We start from the raw sequence: 23,816 nt of genomic DNA, 5'->3' as shown, positions 1-23,816 counted from the left end.
TAAATGCTAAAAGGCGCGGATCACACCGCGCCTTTTTATTTGGCGAGATAAATTGAGAGATTGTCTATCGCGATTGCTGAAAACGCCGCTTTTAGACCATCCCTGTCTTCCGCAAGATAGAATTTATCTGGATCACTTGCACAAGATTTCATGAGATCCTTGCCAAACTTGGCGCCAGTTGTCTCGAAATAGACGGTGTAAATAACGACGTCCTGTTCCTTCATTGCTTCACACAACGCGAGGGCTTGGGTTGCAGGTGCATCACGCTTTGTCGCGCCGGGCAGATACTCCTCTATGCTGTAAGTCCCGCCAGAACACCGGCCACCACGTTCTCTTTTTTTATCATCATCATCATCATCATCGTCGTCGTCATTATCCCGGCGGTTCCGTTTCCCACCATGGGTCGAATCTTCGCCATCAGTTTCTTCTACCGGCGCGCACCCGGCGTTAAACCGCTCTGTGTAATGAACGTTGAAATCCCCGTCCGTCATGATGACGGCCGCTTTTCCGACTTGGGATGAAAAAGATTTGGCTGGGTCACTTCCGCTTGGCCAAAATGGATGCCAAGTCCAGGACAACGCCTTCCAGCCCCAGGCAATGCCAGCTTGGCCTGCTGTTCCACCTTGGGCTTCCAATGCATCAACAGCAGCCAGAAGCGTTTTGCGACTGTTTGTCAGCGGAAGGATTTCAGACTCAGGACAATTGTTCCGCGGCGGATACCACGACACATTCGAACCGCGACGAATTACAAAATAATCAAGCGCACCAGGTGCAACGAAGAAGTTCGACCGCGCTCCACGGTAGTTGTAATAAGCATCGGTGAAGGCATTTGGGCCGCCTCTCGTCGCAACACAATTGGAACTGTCCGACTGACGGTTTGTAACCTTCCAAGCCTTGGCCCCAAGATTGACCCCTTGAGAATAGGGCACAATCGAAACGCGTATCCGTTGATCGTGTCGACCAGCGTTTTCGGGAACCAGGGCTTCAAACAAGAGCTGGCTGGCTTCTTTAAGACTGGAGATGTCCCCGTCCATGGAACCGGTGACATCGAGAACAAGGGCTAACTCCAATGCCTGAGAGGCAAAGGAAACGCGGGATGTCACACCAACATCAAGCTTTTCAGGCCCTAAGCCCCCCAGCCCGATAAAGTGTGTCTTAACAGAAACATCTGACCACACATCAAGTATGCCTTTTGTCCAATCAACCTCAAACTCAAGCTCGGAAAGGGCAGATGCTTTCAGATCAAACCGCGAAAGGTTGGCTGTGAACATCTTCTCAAGGCCAGCTTGGATCTCGTCATCCGATAGCTTTGCAACCGATAACTTTCCAGCGAGTTTTAAGGCAGAAGCGTCCAAGGCATTGGCCATCTTGCTTCTTGCATTCAACGCGCTTGTTAGATCAATTCCTGATCCAACAACCACGACAACAAGCAAAACCAGAGCGGAATGAGGGGAATTATCGATCCCGCACTGCACTCTTTAACCTTACGTAATACATTGAAATATTTCGATATTTTCACGGCTAATCTCACAATCTCTAAACTCGAGATAGCCGAGCACAAATTAAAAGTTGTTAAAAAACAGAAGGTATATTTTTATGCAGGAACTACAGTTACCGATCCCTAATAACCTCCAGAGTTTCCCCACTGTTGTGGACCAGGACTATTTAGCGATATAGATAGACTGTATTTCATTAGCAATATTCGAGAAAGCTTGTATCAATTCATTTGAGTTGTCAGCTCTATAGTAGTTCCTTGAGCCACTAGCACAATAAGACATCAGATCATCACCAAAAGTCGCCCCCCCCGTATCGAAGTAAACTGTAAATATCTCGATATTTTTGGATTTCATTTCATCGCACAGTTTCTTTGCTCGTTGTGCAGGTGCGTGGCTAATTTTTGAAGGAGAAAAGTATCTTTCAATCCATGACTTTTTATTTGATTTTTTACGACAGTATAGTGGTTTGTCACGAATTTTTCTACAACCGCAGTCCCACCCATACGCCGCATTGAAGTCACCATCCGTCATGATGAGAGCAAATTTCTTGGTGTCGTCCGTATGGGAACCCGTTCCGTAGGTAGCAGGTGCACTGTCCCTGGGCCAAAGGTTTTTCCACTTTGGTGATAAGGTATACCAACCCCACGCAATCCCGGTTTGCCCGCCAGTTCCACCGCCGTCCTTTAAACCGCTGATAGCGCGAAGCAGTTTCGTACGGTCTGCTGTTAGTGGCTCAACCGCTGTTTTGGGACAAGCCTCTGGCCGAGTTTGCCATTGTTCTGTCCACCCATAATCCCAAACAAATTGCTTTGGTTTTCCATGAAAAAAATCTGATCTGCTCCCAGCATAATTATACGGTGCATCTGTGAATTTTTGTGGCCCGGACCGTTCATTCACGCAGTTGCGCCAAGTAGATCCGCCATTTGTTACCCGAGTTGCATAACTTCCAAGATTTACGCCTTGAGAGTACGGAACCAAAGAAATTCTTACTTTTGATTCACGACTATTGCTGTCGTCTGGAAGTAGAATATTGACAATCGATTTTGATGCTTCCTTGAGAGCATTCATGTCCGGCCTCATAGAGCCGGTGACGTCCAATACGAGTGCCAGTTCAACGTCAAACCGGGAGTAATTGACTTGCGAAGCTGCGCCAACTTCCAGTTTCTCAGGGCCTATTCCGCCGAGTTTGATAAAGTTGGTTTGAATATCTACGCTAGACCAAACATCCAGTGTCCCTTCACCCGGATCAACTTTGAAGTCCAGATTGTCTATACCTTGTGAATTGATCCCGGCTGCGTTCAAATTGGCACGGAACGCATTCTTCAGACCGGTCCGTATTTGATTTTCAGTCAGAACCGTTGTTGAAAGCTGCTTTGCCACGGTAAGTGCAGCTGCGTCGACCGCATTAGCAATTTTATGGCGATAGCCCAGTGCTCTTCCATAGTCGACGGCCGACCCTGCTACCACCAAAAGAATAAGACACACACCAGCAACCAGGGGCAGGAGCGAACCGCGCTCATCACTACCAAACTTATGAAAATACGAAGAGTTTTTGCTTTCGAACACGACACAGGGCTCCTTCAAGAGACCTATGCGTGCTATCGGAATTTACTCTTCCAGTTGTTAATAATGCGATGGCAGTTTTACATTGAAAAAGCTGTCAATTGGCTCAAAGAGCCCAACCCTTTTAAAACAACCCTTAAGGGAGTGAACCCGCTACGTCACTTTTGCCGTTTACAGCTTATTCTTTTGTTTACCAAAAATGAAAGTGCTCATGCCGCTATCGCTGACACCCGATGCAAACACACAGTGCGCGCTGCTTAAGCCAGGCACATTTGGTTATATGTCGGCAAATTGGAGACATCTATCGGCATAGGCGGTGTATGCCAAGTACCTACGGTTCCAGCTCCGTATCCCAATAGAGAAAATCGAGCCAGCTATCGTGTAGATAATTCGGTGGGAAGGCCCGACCATTATTATGCAAATCCTGAATGGTCGGCTGAAAGGGCATATGCATTGGCCACATATTCAGTTGCTTGCAGGATTTATTGGCTTTTCGCAAATTGCAGGGGGAGCAGGCGGTAATGACATTGTCCCAAGTGGTCTGGCCACCTTTGGAGCGAGGAATGAGGTGATCAAACGTCAGCTCTTCCTTTGATCCACAATACTGGCACTGAAATTTGTCGCGAAGGAAAACGTTGAAGCGCGTGAAGGCAGGAAATCTGTTGGGCTTTACGTATGTTTTGAGGGATACGACACTGGGTATTCGGAACTCGAAGCTCGGACTTCGGACCGCAGCATCATACTCGGACACGATGTTGACCCTGTCCAGAAAGACTGCCTTGATCGTGTCCTGCCAGGACCAAAGCGATAGGGGGTAGTAACTTAATGGCCGATAGTCAGCATTGAGCACCAATGCGGGATGGGCACCCGACGAAACTGCAATCGTCACCTTCCACTCCTTACGTCATGACCGTAGGGGATAAGGCTTCCACATGGACACCCTATGCCCTTATGTGACGTAACTATTGTAGTGGTCTGATGACACTCTTGTGAAGCCCGGAAATATATTAGGCAACAGTTCATCTTCTCCCGCAGGGAAAAGCCGTCAAGACAGTGCAAACCTTTGTTTTATCTCAAGGAGCCCTCACACAGTCTCCGATGTTTCATTGCTTGCACACAACAAAAAACGGGCACCCAGAAGATGCCCGTCCCAAACACTTCGCGCTTTAGGCGAATCAGTTCACCTGCCACTCGCGGATATCAACGAAGTGACCTGCAATAGCAGCGGCGGCAGCCATTGCCGGAGACACAAGGTGGGTACGGCCCTTGAAGCCCTGACGCCCTTCAAAGTTCCGGTTCGATGTTGAGGCACAACGCTCGCCTGGCTGCAGCTTGTCAGCGTTCATGGCAAGACACATGGAGCAGCCCGGCTCGCGCCATTCAAACCCGGCATTCTTGAAGACAGCATCCAGGCCTTCAGCCTCTGCCTGCTCCTTAACCAGACCGGAACCAGGAACAACCATCGCGCTGACGCTATCCTTCACCTTGCCGCTACCGATCATGGCTGCTGCAGCGCGCAGGTCTTCAATACGACCGTTTGTGCAAGATCCGATGAATACGCGGTCAACGGCTATATCTGTGATCTTGGTCCCAGGCTCTAGCCCCATATACTCAAGAGCTCGGGTCTTGGAGCTGCGACGGTTTTCATCCGAAATGTCAGACGGGTTCGGCACCACGCCCTGAACAGACGCAACATCCTCCGGAGATGATCCCCAGCTGACGATCGGCGGCAGATTGGCTGCATCGAGACGTACGACCTTGTCATACTCGGCACCTTCATCAGTATGAAGGGTCTTCCAGTATTCAACAGCCCGATCCCATGCTTCGCCGGTCGGAGCTTTCGGACGGCCTTTGATATACTCGAACGTCTTTTCATCCGGTGCGATCAAGCCAGCACGCGCTCCGCCTTCAATCGACATGTTACAGACCGTCATCCGGCCTTCCATGGACAGCGCACGAATAGCTTCACCTGCATATTCAATCACGTAGCCAGTGCCGCCAGCCGTTCCAATCTCGCCAATGATTGCCAGCACAATATCCTTGGCGCTGACCCCTTCCGGCAGCTCGCCATCCACCTGAACCAGCATGTTCTTGGCTTTTTTCTGGATCAGGGTCTGGGTGGCCAGAACATGCTCAACCTCAGATGTACCAATGCCATGAGCGAGGGAGCCGAACGCGCCATGCGTAGACGTGTGGCTGTCACCGCAGACGATGGTCATGCCGGGCAAGGTGAACCCTTGCTCCGGACCAACGATGTGAACAACACCTTGGCGGTTGTCGAGTTCAGAGTAGTACTCGATCCCGAACTCGGCTGCGTTTTTGGCAAGCGTATCAACCTGCAAGGCAGATTCTGGATCATCAATGCCATTCGATCGGTCGGTGGTCGGAACATTGTGATCCACAACGGCAAGGGTGCGGGAAGGTTGGCGAACCTTTCGATTGGTCATCCGCAAACCTTCGAAGGCCTGCGGGCTCGTCACTTCATGAACAAGATGCCGGTCAATATAGAGAAGGCCAGTGCCGTCTTCCTGCATATCAACCAGATGATCGTCCCAAATTTTGTCATAAAGCGTGCGAGCGGTTGCCATGGTTCTCTCCTGAAACCGGGTGCCCCTTCTAGAAAAATGCAAATGCAGCTCCCCCGCGCATTTGCAACCTTGTCCGGTTGGGCCTTGTTGGCTGACAAACAGCCTGATTATTGTCAGATTATGAAATGCCCAAGCTGAGCCGTTTGGTCAAGCGTTTCCAGTTGAGCTTTTATCAATGATCTTTGATACGCATATGAAAAAGGCGGCCCAAGGCCGCCTTTAAAACGTCAAACGCTTAATTCTTACTCAGCAGCAGCTTCTGCTTCAGCCGCTTTGGCAGCAGCCTTGGCAGCTTTTGCAGCCGCTGCATCAGCACGAACTTCGTCGTTCAGGCGCTTTGCACGAGCGTTGGTTGCTTCAACGATACGAGCAGACTTACCACGGCGGTCACGGAGGTAGTAAAGCTTCGCGCGGCGAACCTTACCGCGACGGACCACTTCAACACCTTCCAGCATCGGCGAGTAGATCGGGAACACACGCTCAACACCTTCGCCGTAAGAAATCTTGCGAACTGTGAAGCTCTCATTGATGCCGCCACCAGAGCGGGCGATGCAAACGCCTTCGTAAGCCTGCGTACGTGTGCGGTTGCCTTCCGTAACACGAACGTTCACGCGAACGGTGTCACCTGGTGAAAATTCCGGCAGCTTGCGCTGTTCTTCGATGCGAGCCATTTCGGCTGCATTGAGTTCTTCGATGATATTCATGGCAAATTTCCCTTTTTAATTACAAAGCAGCCTTTTCCCGAACCGGAGAACCGTCGATTCCAGGCTGACCTTGGGCCATGTCGATCAATGTATGGAGAATGTGTTGACCAGATTGAGATCCGATCCCGTTCATTCCGGGCGATCTCTTACGCGAAATTCAAGCAATTGTCATGCGTTTATTTGAACGTACGCAAGCTTATTGCCCCTGTCAGGGGACCGATCTCCGATTTCCCAAACCTCCACGAGGCTCAATTTCCTCTACGTTAATATTTCAAATTTATATTGAGTACGAGTTGCGGGAAAGATAAAAGCAAGAAAAAATGGTGTGAATGATGCGTATACAAGCACTAAAAAGTTTCAACTCTTTTCCCAAAGACAAAAATGGAAACATTGCCATAATTATAGCCTTTATACTACTACCATTAATTGTATTCGCTGGTGGTACAGTTGACCTTATTCGCATTTCAAATGCATAACTACAACTAAATCGAGCAGTTGAATCTGCTCCACTTGCAGCAGCCTCCCTGTCTAACAAGGGCGATCTCAATGCAACGCTCAATGACTATATTTCAAAGAATGTTCCAGAAGGAAGCGATTGGGCATCACTCGATATCGAGCCCAATGTTATTGAAAACTCTGATGATTCACGCGTCATAGAAGTAACTGCATCCGTCACAGTCGAAACACCTTTTCTCGCGCTGATCGGTCAACGGCAATCAACAATTCAAGCGTCGGCCGAAGCCGCTCAAGAAGCCAAATTTACTGAAGTATCGCTTGTAATCGACATTTCCTCCTCCATGGCTGGCAACCGAATTAAACAGCTGAAGACGGCGTCACATGACTTTCTTGATCTGATGCTTGAAGGAGACTTGAAGAAATATACTTCAATAAATCTTATTCCCTTCGGCGGCACCGTAAATACCGGTCCTAGGCTCTTGTCTCGGTACTTTCCCACGCGCGGATATATGGACGGTCAACCAGCGTCAGAATACGGATCAGGTAGCCAGATCACCAGCAAACTTTACCGTTTTCTTGGTGCCAAGCATTGCATCGAATACAAGCCAGAAGATTTCGACCTCAACGACATTCCCTTAAATTCAAGAGCACAACTGCCGCATTTATATTATTGGCGAAAAACCAATCCTTGGTGCCCTGAAAACTTTGCCAGCCGAATGTATCTGAACAGAAATAATTTGGGCGGGTTAAAAGCAGCAGTTGATCGCCTGACACTGTCTGATGGGACCGGAATGGATATAGGTCTATTGTGGGAGGCAAAAGCACTTTCACCAAAATTGAGAACGGCTGCAGCCCTGGACGGCGGCCTTTTGCCGGGCCATCCAACTGACTGGAGTGACAAACAAACTCAGAAAGTCATTGTCCTAATGACAGATGGAGGCATCACCGCTCAATACCGCCCGAAAGATCCTTGGAAGGGTTTGAATCCGAAGGATATGCGGCGAGGGATAGTGAATGCCCGCAGAAACGTTCAATACGTCACTACGCGCGGAAATATGAACTCACCAGCCAACAGCAAGCATAATTCTGTCGCATACATGAAAACAATGTGTGATCAAGCCAAAGCAAAAGGCATCATAATCTATACTGTCGGCTTCCAAATCAGGCGGAATACGCTTCCAGATCTTTCGCTAAGCTATTGCGCAACGTCGCCTTCTCACTACTACTTTGTTGAGTCTTCGGATCTAAGTGCTGCCTTCAAGGCTATTGCATCTTCGATCAAAAGTTTGCGCATCGTTGGCTGAGCGGCAAGCAATGCACTTTTGCCGTCTTGCCAACACACTTCCGGATCTGAGATCTGACGCAAGAGGTTTTAGCGCGATTGAATTCGCGATACTAGGACCGGTATTTTTTGCGCTATTGTTCTTAGCCTTTGAGGTTGGTCTCCTTTATACTCGAATGGTGTTGTTGGACGACACGCTAACGAAAACATCAAAACTAATCTAAATCGGAACATTCTCAGAAGGTCTCGGGGAGGGAACACTCTCCGCAAGCGATTTTGAGAAGTCCATTTGTGATAAAGTATCTTTGCTCTTTCCGAGTTGCCAATCAAATTTGACGATCGAACTCACACCGGTTGCAAGTTATACTGATCTTCCAGCATCTGATGCTGTTTGCCATGACAAGGATGTTCCAATTAAGCCAGCAGTCGACTTCAACCCCGGCGGCGGAAGCACAATCATTTTCATGCGCGCCTGCATGACAGTCAGTATCCTGACCCCCGGTTTCGGATTGGGACTTGCATTACCCAAAACTAACAGTGACCGGCACCAGCTTATTTCAAGTACAACCTTTATGAACGAGCCGTTTTAAGAGATGCTGCGGGCATTCCGAAATCTAATCTTAAGGGAAGGTGGAGCAACGGCCGTCGAGTTTGCCATCATGTTCCCGTTAATGCTGGTATTTTTTATCAATGTAATTGTGATGTTTGACGGCTTCCGAGCCAACAGAGCACTGTCTGTAGCTTCTCATGCAGGATCAGATCTCCTTAGTCGGTTCCAGGAGAACCTCTCCAGCAAAGACATCCAAAACGTGCTTGCGACAACCTCTGCTATTATGGGCCAATATGCTGACAAGACGGACCCAGTCATTGTGATGGCGAGTATCCGGAACCCTTTTGACAATAAGCCAGATCTCCAATTGGTGTGCAGCCAAAGTAATAAGTCGGGCAAGGAACTGACAAAAGACCAGCTTGGTGGCTTGAGTTTGCCTTACGTTCCCGAGGGGGATTCCGTTGTTCTCGTCTCCATCAAATCAACCTACAAACCATTGTTGGTCAACGATCTGATCGGAACAATTACGCTTGAAGATGTTCAATTTCGTCGACCACGCTTCATCAAAGAACTGAATTTTGGTTGCTAATTGATATTGCTGGTGCGGTAGACACGGGCATAAACCCGCACAAGCGTGAAATTTGATCAGTATTTTTCACGCTATTTAATGAAGACATTCAGGAAAACACCTGCATAATAATTTCGGTAGCCGCGAATACTAACCCCTTCCTCCTGAGGGTTGGTTGTATCGCAGGCTTGGGAGACTTGTTGTTAAAGTTATATTTTAGCACTTTTCAACGGTTTCGTGGCAGCTGTCTCTGGCAGCTGCCACTTTTGCTTTAAGGGCCTGAAAAGGTTCAAATTCCCGGAACGAAATCAATCAACAAAGCGCTCAGACGCTCATCTCCCTAGATGAGGGCCTACCTGATGGATCCGGTCGGGTTTATAGTGTTGGACGCATTCTACCGATCGACCTCACTGTAGCTCGGGCATTCGAACGCTGTCCGGCAAGCTGAAGCGCAGACCACGTTTAAGGTTGATTGGACGTGCTCTAGACTCAGCTTTCCTGATCAAGATAAGCGTCCCAAAGATCAGGGCGACGCTGACAGGTTAACCGCTCAGACTGTTCCAATCGCCATTCAGCAATTTTCTTATGATTGCCAGACGTCAAGACATCCGGAATGGCCATATCCTCAAAAACGGTGGGCCGTGTGTAGTGTGGATGTTCCAGCAGCCCATTTTCGAAGCTCTCTGTATTGGCGCTTTCCATATTTCCCATAACGCCGGGGATCAACCTCACAATAGCATCAAGCATAGTCAGCGCGGCCATTTCTCCACCTGAGAGAATGTAATCTCCAACCGAAACTTCTTCCAGTTGGCGGCTGTCGATCACCCGCTGATCAATCCCTTCGAACCGGCCACAAACAATGATTGCTCCAGGTCCTCTTGCGAGCTCATAAGCCCGTTTTTGGGTGAAGGGACGACCCCGCGGGCTCATCAGGAGGCGGGGGCGCTCATCCGCATCCTCGCTACACGCATCGATGGCTTTGGACAACACGTCGGCCCGCAGCACCATTCCAGCACCACCCCCAGCAGGCGTGTCATCGACAGATCGGTGTTTATCCGTCGCATGATCTCGAATTTGACGGGCCTCAAGCGACCACAAGTCCTTCTCAAGCCCACGACCGGCCAGACTGTGCCCCAAAGGCCCTGGGAACATATCCGGATACAAGGTCAAGATGGTCGCATGAAAGGCCATATCGCCGCTGCTTTCCTATACCTGCAATTTTTGCCAAAACTCTGTATTTGATTAACTAACGCAACGATTGACGCTCCAAATTTCCTCGCAAACCGGGACGTCAAGACAAGTTGTTAATCAATGACAGGCTATGACACCATGACCCAACCAAGGAGGGTGTCGTGCTCTTGTTCCGGAATAAGGCAATCAGCATCAAATTGCCAAGATTTATCCAGTCTCGCGTGGATCAACATTATCTGGACATTTCGCTCACTCGCCTGATCCCGCTGGCAAGCCTCATGACGTTTGGTGTGTTGGTCGGACTGGTGTTCAACACCGGAATTGACCATCCCTATGACAAGATCGTCCATGTTGGCTTTTTCGGTCTATTGACGCTCTCCATTCACACGCTGTTCTGCTGCCGTTTGCGCATATCAGCAATCGTTTCTTTTGGCCTTGGCGTCGGGGGAGAGATTATTCAGGGATTTTTGCCGCACCATTACGCATCAGTTGATGACGCGATTGCCAATGCAATCGGGATTGCACTGGTGGTCGTTGGCATTGCGTTGAAGCGTTCTGAAGTCAGACAAGCGATGGCGTCTGATCCAATTTCACTCAATCTAGAGAATATGGGCCTTCAGCCGGTTCGCTCTGAAGTTCAGCGCTCTTCATCCGACGACGAAACAGAAAAATAATCATCCGGTAGATCTGCCTTGACCACCCGGTTCTCGATGTCGATTTCCGGCACGAATGCCTTTGAAAAAGGCATGTAAAATGTTGGTCCGCGTTTCGGTCTGACTTCCAGCAGATCACCTGCACCGAAATCTTGAACCATCACAACCTTGCCAAGGTCAGTCCCTTCAAGGTCCGTGACCGCCATGCCAACCAGATCGTCGTGGTAAAACTCGTCATCTTCCAACTCGGGCAGCTGGTCACGATGGACAAAGAGTTCAACGCCGTTGAGCTCTTCCGCAGCGTTGCGATCATTGATGCCCTTGAATTTGGTCACAACAACCGTTTTTTGAATCCGGGCCCGTTCAACTTCAAACGTTGTATCACCCGACTTGGTAATCAGTTCACCGTAGTCCGTGAAGGAGAGGGGGTCATCACCAAAGGCTTTGACCCGCACCTCCCCACGAATGCCATGCGCTGCGCCGATCCGCGCCATGAGCACCAGAGAATTGTCTGTTTCACTCATTGCGCGGACCTTAATCGTTTATCGCCACAGACATTGCGGCCTTATTCTGCTGCTGCAGCTTCTTCTTCAGCTGCTTTTTTCTCATCCAGACGCTCTTGCGCCTTACGGCCAAGCTGAGCTTTTTTCGGGTTGTTGCGCGGCTCACGCTTCAAGAGGCCAGCGGCGTCCAGAAAACGGTGAACACGGTCGGTCGGCTGCGCGCCATTGCCGAGCCAGTATTGAATCCGCTCAACGTCCAGCTTGACGCGGTCTTCGGAATCCTTCGGCAGCATCGGGTTGTAGGAACCAACCTTTTCGATGAAACGGCCATCACGCGGTGCGCGAATGTCAGCAACAACGATGCGGTAGTAAGGGCGCTTTTTGGAACCGCCACGTGCCAGGCGAATTTTCGTAGCCATTATGTCTTCTCCAGTTTTCTAGTTGCCGCTTTCCGCAGCAATGGCTTCATGGTGCCGGATGACTTCCCGAACGATGAAGTTCAAAAATTTCTCGGCAAAATCAGGATCGAGATTGGCATCGCTTGCCAATTGGCGAAGCCGTTCGATCTGGATCCTCTCGCGCGCCGGGTCTGCCGGCGGCAAATCATGTTGGGCCTTCAGGTGGCCAACCTTTTGAGTGCACTTGAAGCGTTCAGCCAGCATGTGCACCAATGCGGCATCGATATTGTCGATAGAGCCGCGCAAACATTTCAGCTCTTCCAGCGCTGCGCTGCTTCCAAGCCGCTGTTCAGCATCACTCATTTTTTCTTGCCTTTACCCATGCCCGGCAAACCACCGAGCCCTCCTGGCATTTTCGGTCCACCAAGGCCCGGAAGGCCTGGCATCCCAGGTGGCAAACCAGCACCTCCAAGACCGCCCGGTAGTCCACCAGGCAATCCTTTTGGCAACTCCCCTCCCCCGGGCAGCTGGCTGGATTTGGCCATTTCTTCCAAAGCCTTCGGATCGACATCCGGCATTCCACCGCCCAAGCCGCCCATCAGCTTGCCGAGCATGCCTTTGCCCTTGCCCATTTTTTTCATCATGTCCGCCATCTGGCGGTGCATTTTCAAAAGCTTGTTGACCTCGGCAACCTGTACTCCAGAGCCGGCAGCAACGCGTTTTTTGCGGCTGGCCTTCAAAAGCTCAGGTTTGCGGCGCTCGCTCGGTGTCATAGACTGGATGATGGCAACCTGCCGCTTGAACATCTTGTCATCAACGCCAGCCGCGTCGATTTGCTTCTTCATCTTGCCGACACCCGGCAACATGCCCATCATGCCAGACATACCGCCCAGCTTTTCCATCTGTTTGAGTTGTTCAGCCAGATCATCAAGGTCGAAGTGACCCTTTTGCATCCGTTTGGCAATCTTTGCGGCTTTTTCCGCATCAATAGCCTCGGACGCCTTTTCAACGAGCGAAACAATGTCGCCCATGCCCAAAATGCGGTCTGCGATCCGCTTCGGGTAGAAATCTTCAAGCGCATCGGATTTTTCGCCGGTACCGATCAACTTCACCGGTTTACCTGTGACGGCCTGCATGGAGAGAGCCGCACCACCGCGCCCGTCACCATCCATACGGGTGAGTGCAATACCGGTAATCCCGACCCGCTCGTCAAAGCTCTTGGCGAGGTTCACTGCGTCCTGACCGGTGAGAGCGTCGGCAACCAGTAGAATTTCGTGAGGCTGAGCGGCCTTCTTGACCTCAGCCATTTCCACCATCAACGGCTCGTCGATGTGGATCCGACCCGCCGTATCAAGCATGACAACATCATATCCACCGAGCTTGGCCGCAGACATGGCCCGATTGGCAATCTCAACCGGCCCCTGTCCCTCAATGATTGGCAGCGTGTCGATCTCGTTCTGCTCACCAAGAACCTTGAGCTGCTCTTGCGCAGCAGGACGGCGCGTATCAAGCGAGGCCATCAAGACCTTGCGCTTGTCGCGCTGGGTTAAGCGACGAGCAATCTTTGATGTTGTGGTTGTCTTACCAGAGCCCTGAAGACCCACCATCATGATGGCAACAGGCGCCGGTGCATTCAGATCAATCGCCTGACCGTCCACACCGAGCATTTCGATCAGCTGGTCATGAACAATTTTCACAACCATCTGGCCCGGCGTTACTGATTTGACGACTTCCGCGCCAACAGCCCGGTGTTTCACCTTGTCCGTGAAAGACCGAACAACCGGAAGCGCCACGTCCGCCTCGATCAACGCGCGGCGAATTTCGCGCAGCGCTTCATTCACGTCGTTTTCTGACAAGGCACCACGGCCGGTGAGCTTGTCGAAAATTCCGCTTAATCGATCGGACAGGCTTTCAAACATCAACACTTCCTAACGTTGTCCGGGCACGCCCGGTTTCCTTGAGCAGCAAATCACCTTTGGCGCAAACGAATGCACAAAGCAGTATCGCACCCGAGGGCGCATCGCGCTGTCGGGTGTGAACCTCCGGGAACTCTTTACACCTTTTCGGGTCCCAGTCGGCAATCGAATGTATCTACTCACTCATATGGAGTGGGCGCGAGATGCCACAAGAAGGCCAGAGAGTCAAGGAAAAGGCTCCCTTTTTGCCTCAAGGGTAGTCCCGAGCTCCAAAGATCGCCGAGCCGACGCGTACATGGGTTGCACCGAAACCAACGGCTATCTCGTAGTCCGACGACATTCCCATGGAAAGCTGTTTCAAACTGTTGCGTTTGGCAATCTCTTCCAGAAGCGCAAAATGCGGCCCCGGAGCCTCTTCAACCGGCGGAATGCACATCAAGCCGACGATGTTCAATCGAATGTCGTTCTGGCAAAAGGTTACAAAAGCATCCGTTTCTTTCGGCGAAATCCCGGCTTTTTGCGGCTCTTCACCGGTATTGACCTGAACAAAACACGGCAGGTCCCTGCCCTGCTTATCCATTTCAGCCTTAAGTGCCTTCGCGATCTTTTGCCGATCAACCGTGTGAATGACATCGAAGGTTTGAACAGCTTCCTTTGCCTTGTTGGACTGAAGCGGACCGATCAAATGAAGTTCCACTCCCTCAAACTCTTCACGAAGCCCCGGCCACTTGCCCATGGCCTCTTGGACACGGTTTTCGCCAAACACCCGCTGTCCGGCACCCAAAACAGGGCGAATATCATTCGCCTCAAAGGTTTTAGATACGGCAATCAACGTCACAGAGCCATTCTCCCGATTGCCGTCACTTTCTGCGCGGCGAAGCTCTGCTTGAACGCTGGCCAATCGGTCGGTTGCTGTGTCACTCATCTTGTGCCTCGGGTTCGGTTGGTTAGTCTTCCCTTTGATTGGGGCGCGCACGCCAAAAAAGCAAGACCCGACCCGTCTTCCTGATATTCCGGCCTTTTTATGGGTCAGACCGGCTTAACTCGGTTGACCGGAACGCAAATTTCTGGTGACTGTCCGACAGTCACTCACCAAAGGAAAAAATGCATCAGATCCCGGATGTGATGCGCAAGAAAAACGGCAATTTTTGATGGCAACGGAACGGTATAACGCGCGCGAAGTGGAAGCGCGCTGGCAGAAGGTTTGGAACGACAAGGACGTCTTCGTTACGCACAACGATGACCCACGCGACAAATACTATGTCCTAGAGATGTTCCCCTACCCGTCCGGCCGCATTCATATGGGCCATGTGCGCAATTACGCGATGGGCGACGTTGTGGCGCGGTACAAACGCGCAAAAGGTTTCAACGTTCTCCACCCGATGGGTTGGGACGCGTTCGGCATGCCGGCGGAAAACGCGGCCATGCAAAACAAGGTTCACCCGCGCGACTGGACTTATGAAAACATCGCAACCATGCGCGACCAACTCAAGTCCATGGGTCTATCCCTAGATTGGAGCCGGGAGTTCGCCACATGCGATGTTGAATACTACACCCAGCAGCAAAACCTCTTCCTGAAATGTTTGGAGGCAGGTCTCGTTTACCGGAAAAAGTCCAAGGTCAACTGGGACCCGGTCGATATGACCGTTCTGGCGAATGAACAGGTGATCGACGGACGCGGCTGGCGCTCTGGTGCTTTGGTTGAGCAGCGCGAACTGACCCAATGGTTTTTCAAGATCTCCGATTATTCTGAAGACCTTTTGGAAGCAATTGAAACTCTCGACCGCTGGCCGGACAAAGTTCGCCTGATGCAGAAAAACTGGATCGGACGATCAGAAGGTCTACGCGTTCGCTTTGCCTTTACCGAAGCTGCACCAACGGGCGACACCTCGCTGGAAATCTTCACGACCCGTCCGGACACTTTATTCGGTGCATCGTTCATGGGCCTCTCTCCGGATCACCCGATTTCCGTCAAACTGGCTGAAACCAATCCGGCCCTCAAAGACTTCATCGATGAATGTCGACGCGTCGGCACATCTGAGGAAGCCATTGAAAAGGCAGAAAAAAAGGGCGTAGACACTGGTCTTCGTGTCAAACACCCTCTGGATGACAGCATCGAGTTGCCGGTTTACGTCGCCAATTTCATCCTGATGGATTACGGCACCGGCGCAATCTTCGCCTGCCCGGCCCACGATCAACGCGATCTGGACTTTGCCCGCAAGTATGGTCTGCCGGTCCGTCCGGTTGTCTTGCCGAAAGACGCTGACCCGGCAACCTTTGACGTGGCTGACGAGGCCTACACCGACGACGGCACGATCTTCAATTCTGACTTCCTGAACGGGTTGTCGATCGCAGACGCGAAGGAAGCCGTTGCTGCTAAGCTTGAAGCCATCTCTATTGATGACGCGCCGCAAGGCGAGCGTCAGGTCAATTACCGCCTGCGCGATTGGGGTATTTCCCGACAGCGCTATTGGGGGTGTCCGATCCCGGTTGTTCACTGTGACGACTGTGGTGTGGTGCCAGAAAAGGAAGAGAACCTTCCAGTCGAACTGCCATCCGACATCGATTTTGAAAAACCGGGTAACCCGCTGGATCGTCATCCGACCTGGCGTGACGTAGCCTGCCCGAACTGCGGCAAGCCAGCCAAACGCGAAACCGATACCATGGACACGTTCGTTGATTCCTCGTGGTATTTCGCCCGCTTCACCGCCCCGCGTTGTAGCCAGCCAACCGAGCCACAAACAGCGACCGACTGGCTCCCTGTCGATCAATACATCGGCGGAATTGAACACGCGATCCTTCACCTCCTGTATTCGCGGTTCTTTACCCGTGCGATGCAAGAGGTCGGTGCCCTTGATCTGAAAGAACCCTTCAAGGGTCTGTTCACACAAGGCATGGTGGTTCACGAAACCTACAAGTCAGAAGATGGCGCGTGGCTAAGCCCGGCAGACATCACAATCTCAGAAGCTGATGGGGCACGATCCGCTGTTCACAGCGAAACTGGAAAGCCTGTCGCCATCGGCTCGATTGAAAAGATGTCGAAGTCGAAAAAGAACACAATCGACCCGACCGACATCATCGACACCTATGGCGCAGACACTGCCCGCTGGTTCATGCTGTCCGACTCCCCACCCGAGCGGGATGTCATCTGGACAGAAGAAGGTGTTCAGGGCGCTTGGCGCTTCGTTCAGCGCGTTTGGAGGCTGATCGGCGACATCTCCGAAATTGAGCAAACCGGAACTCCTGCTGACGCTTCAGGCGCAGCTCTGGACCTGCGCAAAGCAACGCACAAGACGCTTGATGCTGTCACGCATGATCTGGAGATGCTTGGATTTAACCGCGTCATCGCCCGCTCCTACGATCTAGTTAATCAGATCAGCAAGGTTTTGAACGGCAAGGATAATGACGCAGGACGAAGCGCTGCCCTGCATGAAGCCGCTCGTTTTCTTGTACAGATCATCGCGCCGGTTATGCCGCACCTGGCCGAAGAGTGCTGGCAGGCATTGGGTGCAGATGGTTTGATCTGCGAAACGAGCTGGCCAACCCCGGAAGCAGCTCTGCTTGTGGATGACAGCGTCACATATCCGATCCAGATCAACGGAAAACGGCGCGGTGAGCTGACAATTGCAAAAGAGGCTTCCAAAGACGAGGTCGAAGCAGCTACCTTGGCACTTGATTTCGTTCAAAAATCGCTCGAGGGCCGCGCGCCCGAGAAACTGATCGTGGTGCCACAAAGGATTGTCAATGTCGTCGTCTAAACCTGTCTCCCGCCGACACTTCACTGGCCTCGTCCTTGGATACATTGCAACAGCAGGGCTTCTTGGCAGCTGCCAGATCAGACCTCTTTACGGCTCTGCCGGAGGTGGCCTGACAGGCCAAAGTGCTGGTGTTGCAGATGAATTGGCTGCAATTTCGCTGGATTCGATTGGCGGGATTTCACGCCGTCCAGCTGCACGCGAACTCTACAATGAGCTGACATTCAAGTTAGAGCGGGGAACATCTGCGCCTGAGAAAAAGTATCGGCTTCGTGTTCAAGCCAACATTTCAACTGCATCTGTTGGTGTTCAGCAGCTGTCAGACGTTCCTGCGTCCTACACAATGACAATGAACGCGCATTTCATTCTGACAGATATGTCCGCCGACAAGGTTCTTCTAACCGGCAAATCATTCTCAACCGCCGCTTTTGACTTCTCCAGTCAGCGTTTTGCCAATGAGCGCGCCAGCCGAGATGCAGAAGAGCGTGTTGCGCGATCCGTTGCCGAAGACATTCATGCGCGTCTCGCTGGATTTTTCGCGCAGCAGACGTAACGCAATATCCCGGGAGCACCTGTGACCGCCCTAAAAGCCTCCGAAGCCGATAGATTTGTCGCCAATCCCCCAACTGGGGGTGGCGTTATTTTCATCTTCGGCCCGGATACTGGTCTTGTCTCAGAACGCGCTACACAGCTCGTTAAAAAGGCGTCTGAAGGCGACAGCGATCCATTTAATCTGGCAAAAATTGACGCATCAGAGATTGTTTCTGATCCGACTCGATTGATCGATGAATTTCTGACCATACCCCTGTTTGGTGGACGACGGATTATCTGGATCAAGGAAACAAGCGGCAAAAACCTCTCTCCTGCTTTGGATCCCGTTCTCAAACTTGATGATTGGCCTTCGCTGATTGTCATAGAAGGGGGAGATGTCAAAAAAGGCGTCGGGTTGCGCAAGCTGGTGGAGAGCCACAAGCGTGCCGTCGCAATTCCCTGCTATTCCGACGGGGATCGCACCATTGATCAGCTGATTGATGAGGAAACCCGCGCCGCCAACATCACAATTTCCCGCGAAGCCCGGGCAGCTCTGCATTCGCTTTTGGGCGGTGATCGGATGGCAAGCCGCGGCGAACTTAAAAAGCTCTGCCTCTACACACTCGGGAAGGAGCGAATAGAGACCGACGATATTGCCGCGGTCATTGGCGATGCATCAGCTTTTGAAACATCGGAACTGATTGATGCAGCAGCCCTTGGAGATCTGGCAACCCTCGACCATGGGCTTGAACGCTTGTCGGAAGCTGGTGCCAATGCCTCCGTCATTGCCAATCAGGCGCTGAAACACTTCCAACTGCTTCACAGAATGCGCGCTGATGTAGATCAAGGCCGGCCAGCATCTCAGGTGGTCGACGGTCAACGACCACCAATATTCTTTGCCCGCAGGCCGGGAATTGACCGGCAGCTGCAAATCTGGGCCACCAAGGATCTTGAAAAAGGCCTGTCTATTTTAGCTGATGCAACGCGAATATCCCGTTTGAACGATAATCTTGGCGTACCCGTTTTGTCAGAAGCTTTGTTGACCGTCGCGCGCGCGGCAAAAGCCCGTTCAACCAGACGCAGATAGAACCCCAATAAAAAATGGGCTGGGCAGCACCCAACCCTTTTAGAAATTTTCGCTTCCGAAATTGTTACCGGACTTCAACGCCCAGTTTTTTACAAATCTCATCAAGCTGCTCGAGCGATGTGTATTTGATCTTCAAGTCGCCGGATTCCTTGCCAGCCTTATGGCCAAGCGTCACTTTCAAACCGAGCGTATCTGTCAGCCGCTTTTCCAACGATTTTGTATCGGCATCTTTCTCAGGACGCGGAGATGCCTCCTTGCCCTTCCCCATCAATCGGGCAAGGGCTTCGGGGTCTTGAGCCAGCTTTTCCGCGTCGCGGACCGTCAGGCCCTTTTCAACGAGAATTTCCGCCAATGCCGCCGGATCATCAACCGTGATCAACGCCCGCGCGTGGCCAGCGGTCAAAAGTCCTTCAGCGAGATAGTCTTTAACCGAGTTCGGCAGTTTCAAAAGCCGCATCGTATTGGCAACGTGACTGCGGCTTTTACCGATCACTTTGGCCAATTCACCCTGACTGTATTTGAACTCAGCCGTCAGCTGCTCATAACCCATCGCTTCTTCAATCGGGTTCAGGTCCGCACGCTGAACGTTTTCGATAATCGCAAGTTCGAGGGCTTCCTGATCGGTGACATCACGAATGATGATCGGGGCCTCGTGCAACCCTGCACGTTGTGCGGCCCGCCACCGACGCTCACCAGCAATGATCTCATACCGATCTGTTTTGCCCGCCGCCGGACGAACCAAGATAGGTTGGACAATCCCTTTGGCGCGCAGGGATTCAGACAGATCTGCCAGGTCCTTCTCGGTAAATGTCTTGCGAGGATTTCGCGGATTCGGCGACAAGTGTTCAATTGGCACTTGCCGAGTGTCTTTTTGAATCCGGTCCGAGGTCTCTGGTGCTGCTGGCGTTGTCGAAGCATCCCCAATGAGAGCCGCAAGGCCTCGTCCAAGACGTTTCTGCTTTCCACCTTCGTCAGCCATCACACACCTCAACTCTTTTTATTCTTCTAATTCAGATACTTAAGACAGTCATCCCTCAAGCGGATAGATTCCATCCGCTTCGGGTCCGAATCGATTTTGCACTTTCCAGCTTATCAGGCTGCAACCCGTCGCAAATCTCGCTCGCGCTGTATGATTTCAGATGCCAGTTTCAGATACGCCTGACTACCTGCACATTTCAGATCGTAGAGCAGCGCCGGTTTTCCATAGGACGGCGCTTCGGAGATGCGGACGTTTCGAGGAATGACCGTTTCATAGACAGCATCCCCCATTGTCTCGCGCACATCTGTAACCACCTGACTGGAAAGATTGTTACGGCTGTCATACATGGTCAGAACAATGCCATGAATGGTCAGCTCGCCGTTCAACGCATTGCGAACCTGCTCAACTGTGCTGAGCAACTGGCTAAGACCTTCAAGCGCGAAGAACTCACACTGCAGCGGTACAAGAATGGAGTGTGATGCTGCCAGAGCATTGATCGTCAGCAAGTTCAAAGACGGTGGGCAGTCCACCAACACATAAGTGAATCCAACCTCTTGAAACAATCTGGATCGGGTCAACTGCTGAACCGCATTGCGCAGTCGAAACGCCCGGTCTGAACTGGACGCGATTTCCAACTCAAGACCAAGAAGGTCCATTGTCGAAGGCGCTACCCAGAGCCGGTTGACGGCTGTTTCCTTGACAGCCTCATCCAATGAGCAATCCCCGCTCAGAACATCATAGGTAGACAGACCACGATCCCGGCGCTCAATACCAAGGCCTGTCGACGCGTTGCCCTGCGGGTCCAGATCGATAACCAGGACTTTCTCGCCAATAGCGGCCAGCGCTGTTCCAAGATTGATAGCTGTCGTCGTCTTGCCGACGCCACCCTTTTGGTTTGCAAGCGCCAATACTCTTGGGCTTTCGGGAAGCAGGCTCATGTTGGCGATACCTTCCTAACTTGGCCGGGACGAAATATTCGAAAGAACGAGCATCCGGCTGGTAGGGTCAATGACACTCTTCTTTTCTACCAGATCGAAATTCCAAGTGTGAGACGCTTCGTCAACTTCACGTTGGAAATCTTGACCTTTGTGGAAAACAGCCGGGATTCCTGTTTGTAAAAATGGTTCCGACAATGAGAGCAGACTACTCAAAGACGCCAGAGCACGCGCAGAAACAGCGTCAACTGGCCCATGCTTCCACGATTTCGCAACCGATTCGATCCGGCCTGCGTGAACCGTTCCATTGCTTCCCGTTTCTCGCAGAGCCGTTCTCAAGAAGGTTGCCTTCTTTTGATTGCTCTCAATCATGTGGACATGGGCATCCTTAACGTCAGCGAGCATGATGGCTGTCACCACACCGGGAAAACCTCCCCCACTGCCGATATCAACCCAGACTTTTGCGCCAGGAAGAGACCAGTGAGTCTGCAGACTGTCAGCGACATGGCGCACCCAAACATCGGGGATGGTCGAAGGGGCAATAAGGTTCTGCGCCTTTTGCCACTTCAACAGAAGGTCGACGTAGATCTGCAAACGATCCAACGTTTCACGTGAAACATCCCCAAACTTATGCACATCCTGTGCACGACTGTTCAAATTCTCCACAGACACGATCAGGCCGCTGCTCCCGAGTTCTTCAGGCGTTTCAAATGCGAAAGAATCAAGGTCAAAGCCGCAGGCGTTATGCCATCCATGCGCGAAGCCTGACCCAATGTCGCCGGTCGAACCGCTTCAAGCTTTTGCTTCACTTCGTTGGAAAGACCCGTGAGCGCATTGAAATCGAAATCCGCCGGAATGGCTAAAGCCTCGTCCTTTTTCAATGCTGCAATGTCAGCTGCCTGACGTTCAAGATAAACAGCATAGAGCGCATCACTCGACACCTGCTCCACTATCGAAGGGTCAATGTCTTCCAGTTCTGGCCAAACGGAGGCAAGCTGTTCAAAGCTCATGTCCGGATAGGACAGGAGATCAAACGCCGAGCGCCGTATGCCATCTTGATTTACTGGCAATCCTTTTCGTTGGGCTTCGGCAGGTGTAATTGTCAGCCGTTTCAAAAGGTCAGCCACCTCGGTGAGCGACTTCATCTTTGTTTCGAAAGCGACTCGACGCGCTTCACTTATGCAGCCGATCTTCATCCCCAACGGCGTCAACCTTTGATCCGCATTGTCGGCCCGCAGAGACAATCTGTACTCCGCACGAGATGTAAACATCCGATACGGCTCCGTGATGCCTCGCGTCACCAAATCGTCAATCATCACGCCGATATACCCTTCGGACCGATCGACAGTAAATGGCTCCATTCCCTGCGCCTTCAAACCAGCGTTAAGTCCTGCCACAAGCCCTTGAGCCCCTGCTTCTTCATAACCAGTGGTGCCATTGATCTGACCTGCCAGAAATAGCCCGGAACATATCCGAGCTTCCAGAGTTGGATTTAACTCTCGCGGATCAACGTGATCATATTCAATGGCGTAGCCTGGTTGGAAAACTTCCACTTCTTCAAGACCGGGTATCGTACGCAAGAACGCAAGCTGCGCATCTTCGGGAAGCGACGTGGATATACCATTCGGATAGACCGTGTGATCATCCAAGCCTTCAGGCTCAAGGAAGATCTGATGCCCATCACGATCACCAAACCGTACAATCTTGTCTTCAATCGATGGGCAATAGCGAGGCCCCCGTCCCTTGATCTCACCGGAATACATCGCAGACCGGGACAAGTTCTCCCGAATAATGCGATGCGTTTCGGGCGTTGTCCGAGTGATATGGCACTCGATCTGCGGGGTCGTGATCTTCTCTGTCAATGTTGAGAACGGAACCGGGTTCTCATCGGCAAGCTGAGCATCAAGTTTTTCCCACTTAATGGTTCGACCATCAAGACGGGCTGGCGTCCCGGTCTTCAAACGGCCGAGATCAAATCCAATTTCTTCGAGCGATTCCGATAACCCCAAGGCTGGAGCCTCTCCGGATCGACCCGCCGGGATTTTCTGATCACCAATATGGATCAGCCCGCGCAAAAAGGTTCCAGAGGTGAGGACGACACTCTTGGCTTCAACCTTGCGCCCATCAGACAGCAGCAAGCCCACAACCTTGCCCTCGTCGAAAAGGAACCGATTGGCTTGCCCCTCCACCACTGAGAGATTTTCAAGTGCAGCGATTTCAGCTTGCATGGCATCGCGATAGAGTTTTCGATCTGCCTGCGTCCGAGGTCCGCGGACTGCAGGCCCCTTGCGCCGATTGAGCATCCGAAACTGGATACCCGCTTTATCGGCGACCCGTCCCATCAAGCCATCAAGGGCATCGATTTCCCGAACAAGATGCCCCTTCCCCAATCCACCAATCGCTGGATTGCAAGACATCACGCCGATAGTTTCAAACTTGTGTGTGACCAGGGCAGTCTTCGCCCCAACGCGAGCAGACGCGGCAGCGGCCTCACAGCCGGCATGACCACCTCCAATCACGATCACATCGAAAGACAGGTCCACATCCAACAAGAGACCACACCCCTTAACAAGAAACAGTCTGCCGACAATTCGTCGACTATGACATCATCTGTATCTCAGAAAATAAAAACCAGCCCTAAAGAATGATCATTCTGATCTA

22 protein-coding genes are annotated in these 23,816 nt (G+C 51.7%); 7 read left to right on the top strand and 15 right to left on the bottom strand.

Going from position 1 to position 23,816, the window contains the following annotated elements:
- Positions 1-35: 35 nt before the first annotated feature.
- The 5 genes from TRICHSKD4_RS09250 to rplS form a co-directional block, all read right to left on the bottom strand.
- On the bottom strand, positions 36-1,475 hold the full coding sequence (locus tag TRICHSKD4_RS09250) for a pilus assembly protein TadG-related protein (protein ID WP_009467254.1): 1,440 nt from the start codon (positions 1,473-1,475) through the stop codon (positions 36-38).
- Positions 1,476-1,661: 186 nt separating this feature from the next.
- A complete protein-coding gene (locus TRICHSKD4_RS09245; RefSeq protein WP_009467253.1) occupies positions 1,662-3,062 on the bottom strand; it encodes a pilus assembly protein in 1,401 nt (466 codons plus the stop codon).
- A gap of 328 nt (positions 3,063-3,390) precedes the next feature.
- Complete coding sequence (locus tag TRICHSKD4_RS09235; protein WP_009467252.1) at positions 3,391-3,948, bottom strand: HNH endonuclease; 558 nt, start codon at positions 3,946-3,948, stop codon at positions 3,391-3,393.
- Between the two features lie 286 nt (positions 3,949-4,234).
- A complete protein-coding gene (gene leuC, locus TRICHSKD4_RS09230) occupies positions 4,235-5,647 on the bottom strand; it encodes a 3-isopropylmalate dehydratase large subunit (RefSeq protein ID WP_009467250.1) in 1,413 nt (470 codons plus the stop codon).
- Positions 5,648-5,889: 242 nt separating this feature from the next.
- Entirely contained in the window at positions 5,890-6,351 is a 462-nt protein-coding gene (gene rplS / locus TRICHSKD4_RS09225; RefSeq protein WP_009467248.1) for a 50S ribosomal protein L19, read from the bottom strand.
- Between the two features lie 797 nt (positions 6,352-7,148).
- On the opposite strand from rplS, the gene TRICHSKD4_RS09220 reads away from it, so the two are divergent.
- The 3 genes from TRICHSKD4_RS09220 to TRICHSKD4_RS09205 all read left to right on the top strand — a co-directional run bounded on the left by TRICHSKD4_RS09220 (position 7,149) and on the right by TRICHSKD4_RS09205 (position 9,228).
- Entirely contained in the window at positions 7,149-8,111 is a 963-nt protein-coding gene (locus TRICHSKD4_RS09220; RefSeq protein ID WP_009467246.1) for a hypothetical protein, read from the top strand.
- Between the two features lie 10 nt (positions 8,112-8,121).
- On the top strand, positions 8,122-8,313 hold the full coding sequence (locus TRICHSKD4_RS32275; protein WP_040616603.1) for a TadE/TadG family type IV pilus assembly protein: 192 nt from the start codon (positions 8,122-8,124) through the stop codon (positions 8,311-8,313).
- Between the two features lie 369 nt (positions 8,314-8,682).
- Positions 8,683-9,228 carry a TadE/TadG family type IV pilus assembly protein gene (locus TRICHSKD4_RS09205; RefSeq protein ID WP_009467244.1) on the top strand — a complete coding sequence of 182 codons (546 nt, stop codon included), beginning with the start codon at positions 8,683-8,685 and terminating at the stop codon, positions 9,226-9,228.
- Positions 9,229-9,696: 468 nt separating this feature from the next.
- Here the strand turns inward: TRICHSKD4_RS09205 and trmD are convergent, their stop codons facing one another.
- Positions 9,697-10,398 (bottom strand): tRNA (guanosine(37)-N1)-methyltransferase TrmD, encoded by a 702-nt coding sequence (gene trmD / locus TRICHSKD4_RS09200; RefSeq protein ID WP_009467243.1) that lies wholly within the window; start codon positions 10,396-10,398, stop codon positions 9,697-9,699.
- Between the two features lie 161 nt (positions 10,399-10,559).
- Here trmD and TRICHSKD4_RS09195 point away from each other — a divergent pair, with 161 nt between their 5' ends.
- Complete coding sequence (locus TRICHSKD4_RS09195; protein ID WP_009467242.1) at positions 10,560-11,072, top strand: VanZ family protein; 513 nt, start codon at positions 10,560-10,562, stop codon at positions 11,070-11,072.
- Here the strand turns inward: TRICHSKD4_RS09195 and rimM are convergent.
- The 5 genes from rimM to TRICHSKD4_RS09170 all read right to left on the bottom strand — a co-directional run bounded on the left by rimM (position 11,036) and on the right by TRICHSKD4_RS09170 (position 14,793).
- Positions 11,036-11,575 (bottom strand): ribosome maturation factor RimM, encoded by a 540-nt coding sequence (gene rimM / locus TRICHSKD4_RS09190; protein WP_009467241.1) that lies wholly within the window; start codon positions 11,573-11,575, stop codon positions 11,036-11,038. The genes TRICHSKD4_RS09195 and rimM overlap by 37 nt on opposite strands.
- Positions 11,576-11,616: 41 nt before the next feature.
- Positions 11,617-11,973, bottom strand: coding sequence for a 30S ribosomal protein S16 (gene rpsP, locus TRICHSKD4_RS09185; protein ID WP_009467240.1), 357 nt, complete (start codon positions 11,971-11,973; stop codon positions 11,617-11,619).
- A gap of 18 nt (positions 11,974-11,991) precedes the next feature.
- The gene (locus TRICHSKD4_RS09180; RefSeq protein ID WP_009467239.1) at positions 11,992-12,315 is read right to left on the bottom strand and encodes a chorismate mutase; all 324 of its coding nucleotides are present in this window, start codon (positions 12,313-12,315) and stop codon (positions 11,992-11,994) included.
- Positions 12,312-13,871: a signal recognition particle protein gene (gene ffh, locus TRICHSKD4_RS09175; RefSeq protein WP_009467238.1), complete on the bottom strand. Its 1,560-nt coding sequence runs from the start codon at positions 13,869-13,871 to the stop codon at positions 12,312-12,314. Before ffh ends, TRICHSKD4_RS09180 begins: the two co-directional genes overlap by 4 nt.
- A 247-nt stretch (positions 13,872-14,118) precedes the next feature.
- Positions 14,119-14,793: a YggS family pyridoxal phosphate-dependent enzyme gene (locus TRICHSKD4_RS09170; RefSeq protein WP_009467237.1), complete on the bottom strand. Its 675-nt coding sequence runs from the start codon at positions 14,791-14,793 to the stop codon at positions 14,119-14,121.
- A 226-nt stretch (positions 14,794-15,019) separates the two neighbouring features.
- Here TRICHSKD4_RS09170 and leuS point away from each other — a divergent pair, with 226 nt between their 5' ends.
- Genes leuS through holA form a run of 3 tightly spaced genes read left to right on the top strand, consistent with a single transcriptional unit; the run spans position 15,020 to position 19,241 of the window.
- The gene (gene leuS, locus TRICHSKD4_RS09165) at positions 15,020-17,626 is read left to right on the top strand and encodes a leucine--tRNA ligase (RefSeq protein WP_040616673.1); all 2,607 of its coding nucleotides are present in this window, start codon (positions 15,020-15,022) and stop codon (positions 17,624-17,626) included.
- Entirely contained in the window at positions 17,613-18,176 is a 564-nt protein-coding gene (gene lptE, locus TRICHSKD4_RS09160; RefSeq protein WP_009467234.1) for an LPS assembly lipoprotein LptE, read from the top strand. The genes leuS and lptE overlap by 14 nt, the downstream gene beginning before the upstream one ends.
- A gap of 21 nt (positions 18,177-18,197) precedes the next feature.
- The gene (gene holA, locus TRICHSKD4_RS09155; protein ID WP_009467233.1) at positions 18,198-19,241 is read left to right on the top strand and encodes a DNA polymerase III subunit delta; all 1,044 of its coding nucleotides are present in this window, start codon (positions 18,198-18,200) and stop codon (positions 19,239-19,241) included.
- A gap of 64 nt (positions 19,242-19,305) precedes the next feature.
- Here holA and TRICHSKD4_RS09150 read toward each other — a convergent pair whose 3' ends face one another.
- The 4 genes from TRICHSKD4_RS09150 to mnmG all read right to left on the bottom strand — a co-directional run bounded on the left by TRICHSKD4_RS09150 (position 19,306) and on the right by mnmG (position 23,707).
- Positions 19,306-20,220 carry a ParB/RepB/Spo0J family partition protein gene (locus TRICHSKD4_RS09150; protein ID WP_009467232.1) on the bottom strand — a complete coding sequence of 305 codons (915 nt, stop codon included), beginning with the start codon at positions 20,218-20,220 and terminating at the stop codon, positions 19,306-19,308.
- A gap of 113 nt (positions 20,221-20,333) precedes the next feature.
- On the bottom strand, positions 20,334-21,158 hold the full coding sequence (locus tag TRICHSKD4_RS09145; RefSeq protein ID WP_009467231.1) for a ParA family protein: 825 nt from the start codon (positions 21,156-21,158) through the stop codon (positions 20,334-20,336).
- Positions 21,159-21,173: 15 nt separating this feature from the next.
- A complete protein-coding gene (rsmG, locus tag TRICHSKD4_RS09140; RefSeq protein WP_009467230.1) occupies positions 21,174-21,827 on the bottom strand; it encodes a 16S rRNA (guanine(527)-N(7))-methyltransferase RsmG in 654 nt (217 codons plus the stop codon).
- Positions 21,828-21,829: 2 nt separating this feature from the next.
- Entirely contained in the window at positions 21,830-23,707 is a 1,878-nt protein-coding gene (mnmG, locus tag TRICHSKD4_RS09135; RefSeq protein ID WP_009467229.1) for a tRNA uridine-5-carboxymethylaminomethyl(34) synthesis enzyme MnmG, read from the bottom strand.
- Positions 23,708-23,816: the final 109 nt, after the last annotated feature.

Origin of the sequence: Roseibium sp. TrichSKD4 (assembly GCF_000148725.1) — a bacterium.
Taxonomy (GTDB): domain Bacteria; phylum Pseudomonadota; class Alphaproteobacteria; order Rhizobiales; family Stappiaceae; genus Roseibium.
Note: the sequence above shows the minus strand (reverse complement) of the source record. Positions and strands in the feature narration are given on the sequence as shown.

Coding starts and splice junctions, on each gene's coding strand:
- leuC (WP_009467250.1), bottom strand. CDS start 5,647: ATGGCAACCGCTCGCACGCTTTATGACAAAATTTGGGACGATCATCTG.
- TRICHSKD4_RS32275 (WP_040616603.1), top strand. CDS start 8,122: ATGCACTTTTGCCGTCTTGCCAACACACTTCCGGATCTGAGATCTGAC.
- lptE (WP_009467234.1), top strand. CDS start 17,613: ATGTCGTCGTCTAAACCTGTCTCCCGCCGACACTTCACTGGCCTCGTC.
- TRICHSKD4_RS09170 (WP_009467237.1), bottom strand. CDS start 14,793: ATGAGTGACACAGCAACCGACCGATTGGCCAGCGTTCAAGCAGAGCTT.
- leuS (WP_040616673.1), top strand. CDS start 15,020: ATGGCAACGGAACGGTATAACGCGCGCGAAGTGGAAGCGCGCTGGCAG.
- trmD (WP_009467243.1), bottom strand. CDS start 10,398: ATGGCCTTTCATGCGACCATCTTGACCTTGTATCCGGATATGTTCCCA.
- ffh (WP_009467238.1), bottom strand. CDS start 13,871: ATGTTTGAAAGCCTGTCCGATCGATTAAGCGGAATTTTCGACAAGCTC.
- TRICHSKD4_RS09145 (WP_009467231.1), bottom strand. CDS start 21,158: ATGAGCCTGCTTCCCGAAAGCCCAAGAGTATTGGCGCTTGCAAACCAA.
- TRICHSKD4_RS09180 (WP_009467239.1), bottom strand. CDS start 12,315: ATGAGTGATGCTGAACAGCGGCTTGGAAGCAGCGCAGCGCTGGAAGAG.
- rplS (WP_009467248.1), bottom strand. CDS start 6,351: ATGAATATCATCGAAGAACTCAATGCAGCCGAAATGGCTCGCATCGAA.
- TRICHSKD4_RS09220 (WP_009467246.1), top strand. CDS start 7,149: ATGGCTGGCAACCGAATTAAACAGCTGAAGACGGCGTCACATGACTTT.
- rpsP (WP_009467240.1), bottom strand. CDS start 11,973: ATGGCTACGAAAATTCGCCTGGCACGTGGCGGTTCCAAAAAGCGCCCT.
- TRICHSKD4_RS09150 (WP_009467232.1), bottom strand. CDS start 20,220: ATGGCTGACGAAGGTGGAAAGCAGAAACGTCTTGGACGAGGCCTTGCG.
- rimM (WP_009467241.1), bottom strand. CDS start 11,575: ATGAGTGAAACAGACAATTCTCTGGTGCTCATGGCGCGGATCGGCGCA.
- TRICHSKD4_RS09205 (WP_009467244.1), top strand. CDS start 8,683: ATGCTGCGGGCATTCCGAAATCTAATCTTAAGGGAAGGTGGAGCAACG.